Source organism: Rhizobacter sp. P2_H2 (assembly GCF_056403375.1).
Genome location: NZ_JBFUFP010000459.1, coordinates 1 through 4,178 on the forward strand (window position 1 = coordinate 1; position 4,178 = coordinate 4,178).

Consider the following 4,178-nt stretch of genomic DNA (forward strand, 5'->3'; position numbering starts at 1 on the left):
GCAACCCTCCGCACTGACGCTGCCGATCGAAGTGCTCGGCGACGGCTCGCCGAAGGCCCCGCTGGTCGTCGAGACGCGCCTCGACCTCGACAGCGGCAAGCTCGCGTCGGCGACCAAGCTCTACCTGGTGTGCCACCGCTGCGGCTACTACGGCGCGCCCGAGTTCGAGGCGTTGGCCGCCACGCCGCCGAAGGTCAAGGCCAGCCTGCGCGTGCTCGGGGGCACCAACAGCGCCGGCGAGGCCCAGGTGCCCTGGGTCGACATCACCGACCAGGCCGTCACGCTGGCCGACAACGAGCGCATCCACGGCGGCGTCAACGGCGGCTTCTTCACGACCCGCATCACGCTCGCGCTCGACACCGCGACGCGTGCGCGCCTGGTCGCATGGCCGAAGGGCAACCGCATCCAGTTCCGCTTCAACGGCACCGACGGCGAGACCAACGGCTTCCGCGTGCTCGACCTGCAACTGCGCGACGACGCCGGCGCCAGCCTCGCGAGCAACGCGGTGGCGCGCGTCGACCCGCTGATGGAGAAGAACGCCGGCAAGACGCTCACCAGCGACGTCGAGCTCGGCCGCACGCTGTGGAGTGCGCGCGGTGCGCTCGCCAAGTCGCCGCTCGTCAGCCGCAAGCTGCAGGCCGCCTGCTCGTCGTGCCATGCCGAGGACGGCCGCGACCTGCAGTACTTCAACTACTCGAACAACTCGATCGTGCAGCGCAGCCGCTACCACGGCCTGAGCGAGGCGCAAGGCAAGCAGATCGCCGCCTTCCTGCGCTACACGCTGCAGGGCGTGCCGCACGCCGCGAAGGCGCGCCCGTGGAACCCGCCGTACCAGCCGGGCCCGGGCCTGGATTGCACCGGCATCGGCTGCGAGACGCAATGGGCGGCCGGCGCCGGGCTGGAGGCGGTGCTCGAGAACGCCACCGACGCCACCAAGGCGCTGTTCGGCAAGCCGCTCGCCGGCGCGCTGAGCGTGACGCAGGCCGAGGTCGACAAGGTGATGGACCCGAGCGCGACGATGAACGCGCGCGAGATGCAGATCCCGATGCAGTTCCCCGACTGGAACGCCTGGCTGCCGACCACCCACCCGTACGACGTGTGGCCGACGACGACCGAAGGCTCGTTCGAGGCCGGCGCGAAGTTCAGCGCGGCCGATGCGAAGAAGGACCCGAACGGCAAGTAYAAGGCACTGCTCGCGTGGCTGACCGCGCACAAGAACCCGAACGGCGTGTTCGGCGACTGGAGCCACCTGAAGGTCGACGAGCGCGTGCAGATCAAGTCGATGTTCACGCTGTTCGGCTGGGAGGGCTACAACTACCTCGGTGGCGGCCGCGGCAACCACATCGCGGCAAGCGGCCAGTACGGCGCGCAGGTCGGCGCGGCCAACCTGCAGAAGCTGGCCTCGGCCACCACCACCGCGGCGAACCCGGCCGCCTTCACGACCAACGCGTTCATCGAGCGCTCGGTGGCCAGCATGCTGCACTGGAACGCGGTGAAGCAGTGGGAGATGGCCCAGGTGTACGGCCTGGAAGGCAACCAGCAGWGGTTCATCGGCGACAAGGACGCCGCCACCGGCGCATGGAAGGGCCGCGGCGAGGCGCACGGCTGGCCGTTCAACAGCGTCAGCCTGTTCTTCCTCGCGCCGCACATGATCTACCAGCAGGACACCGACGGCACCGGCAAGATCACCCGCGAGTGGTACAACGCATGGGAGGCGGGCAACATCGTCGGCTCGTACTACCGCACCAACCAGTGGTACCAGCTGCAGATGTCGGTGAACCCCGGCGGGCAGAGCGACTGGGTGAACTTCTCGATGGACTGGCCGTACCTGACGGCCTTCGACGACTACCTGGGCATGAAGGTCGGCACCGCGACGCCGGCCGCCAAGGCCGCCAACGACACGCACTACGTGCGGCTGCTGCAGGCGCGCATCAAGTCGGCGCAGTACGTCAACAACGAGATCGTGCTGTACGACCCGGCGCAGCCCGACCTGTTCRCCAACCGCGGCCGCTACGGGCGCGGCCAGGTGGCCAAGCACCTGACGGTGACCAACTTCATCGACACCGCGTCGAACAACGGCAAGAGCAACTCGAAGTACCGCTTCCTCGACGAGCTGTCGCCGGGGCTGTACCCGCGCGTCGTCAACGGCGCGATCCGCCAGTTCAACATGCTGTATTCGCAGACCGCCGCGACGGCCTGGCGCCGCTGCGACCCGAACAACAGCCAGCTCGGCGAGCCCGAACCGTGGGCCGGCTTCCGCTACTGCCTGGATGCGCAGCGCTCGCCGCTCGGGCAGGCGGCCGACGGCAGCTACTTCATGAACCAGGTGAACTACCGTGCCAGCACCGAGCAGACCGAGCAGTACGGGCTGTGGAAGGCGACGCAGATGGGGGCCGACCCGGCGCGGCTGAAGGTGTGGTCGGACTGGATCGACAGGATGTGGCCGAAACCTTGACCCCGCCAGGGCAGCGCGAATGGCGTCAAAATGGCCGCCATTCACAACGTCTTCGGGCTGCGCGCCAACGTCACCATGAAAAGCGATTTCGGATTGATTGGCCTGGCCGTGATGGGCCAGAACCTGGTGCTGAACGTGGAGAGCCACGGCTTCCAGGTCAGCGTGTTCAACCGCACGACGGCCGTCACCGACGAATTCGTCGCCCGCCACCCGGGCAAGAAGCTGGTGGGCGCGGCAACGCTCGAGGCCTTCGTCGAGAGCCTGGCCACCCCGCGCAAGATCCAGATCATGGTGAAGGCCGGTGCGCCGGTCGATGCGGTGATCGAGCAGCTGATCCCGCTGCTGTCGCCCGGCGACATCGTGATCGACGGCGGCAACAGCCTCTACACCGACACCGAGCGCCGCGACGCATACCTCGCCAGCAAGGGCCTGCGCTTCATCGGTGCGGGCGTCTCGGGCGGTGAAGAAGGTGCGCGCAAGGGCCCGTCGATCATGCCGGGCGGGCCGCTGTCGACCTGGGAGGTGATGCAGCCGATCTTCGAGGCGATCTCGGCCAAGGTGGACGGCGAGCCGTGCGTGATCCACATCGGCCCGGGCGGCGCCGGTCATTACGTGAAGATGATCCACAACGGGATCGAGTACGGCGACATGCAGCTGATCTGCGAGGCCTACAGCCTGTTCAAGGCGGCGGGCTTCACGACGCAGGAGATGGCGGCGATCTTCAACCAGTGGAACGAGGGCGAGCTGCAGAGCTACCTGATCCAGATCACCGGCAAGGCACTGGAGCAGGTGGATGCCGAGACCGGCAAGCCGATCGTCGAGCTGATCCTCGACAAGGCCGGCCAGAAGGGCACCGGCCAGTGGACGCTGCTGAACGCGGCGGAGAACGCGGTGGTGATCAGCACGATCAATGCAGCGGTCGAGGCGCGCGTGCTGTCGTCGCAGAAGAAGCAGCGCGTGGCCGCGAGCAAGCAATTGCAAGGGCCGAAGGTCGACCTGTCGCCGGTGAAGGCGCAGCTGGTGGCGAAGGTGCACGACGCACTGTATGCGTCGAAGGTGATCAGCTACGCGCAGGGGCTGGACCTGATGAAGACGATGGGCGAGAAGAAGGGCTGGGGGCTCGACCTCGGCCGCATCGCCGCGATCTGGCGTGGCGGCTGCATCATCCGCGCGCGCTTCCTGAACCGCATCACCGACGCGTACCGCAGCAACCCGCAGCTGACGAACCTGATGCTGGATCCGTTCTTCAAGGATTTGCTGAACCGCACGCAGCAGAACTGGCGCGAGACGGTGGCGCTGGCGGTGACGAACGGCATCCCGGTGCCCGCCTTCAGCGCGTCGTTGGGGTACTACGACAGCTACCGCTCGGAGCGGCTGTCGGCCAACCTGCTGCAGGCGCAGCGCGACTTCTTCGGCGCGCACACGTATGAGCGCATCGACAAGCCGGAGGGGACGATGTTCCACACCGAGTGGCCTGAAGTGATCGGCTGAGGAGTAGCGGCATGAAACACACCCTGCGCACCACGTTGTTGTTGGCGGGTCTCGTCGCCGGGGCTGCGGGCGCGGCCCGGGCCGACGAAGAGCCGTCGAAGATCGACCGCGCGGCTTCGGCCGTCGGTCACGCCGCATCAACTGCGGCGACGAAGACCGGGCATGCGGTGAAGCATGCGGCCGAGGTCACCGGGGCGGCGATCCAGAAGGGCGCCGAGAAGACCGGCGAGGT

At 67.7% G+C, this 4,178-nt stretch carries 3 protein-coding genes; all 3 read left to right on the plus strand.

Annotated elements, in window-relative coordinates; genetic code table 11:
• A partial coding sequence (locus tag AC1D15_RS20310; RefSeq protein ID WP_477827388.1) for a hypothetical protein occupies positions 1-2,455 on the plus strand: 2,455 nt, incomplete at its 5' end.
• 30 nt (positions 2,456-2,485) lie between these two features.
• The gene (gene gnd, locus AC1D15_RS20315) at positions 2,486-3,946 is read left to right on the plus strand and encodes a decarboxylating NADP(+)-dependent phosphogluconate dehydrogenase (protein WP_465114019.1); all 1,461 of its coding nucleotides are present in this window, start codon (positions 2,486-2,488) and stop codon (positions 3,944-3,946) included.
• An 11-nt stretch (positions 3,947-3,957) separates the two neighbouring features.
• Positions 3,958-4,178, plus strand: a 221-nt coding sequence (locus AC1D15_RS20320; protein ID WP_477827389.1) for a hypothetical protein, incomplete at its 3' end; no start/stop codon positions are given.

What these genes read in the sequence shown, in the direction of transcription:
- gnd (WP_465114019.1), top strand. Translation starts at nt 2,486, where the DNA reads ATGGCCGCCATTCACAACGTCTTCGGGCTGCGCGCCAACGTCACCATG.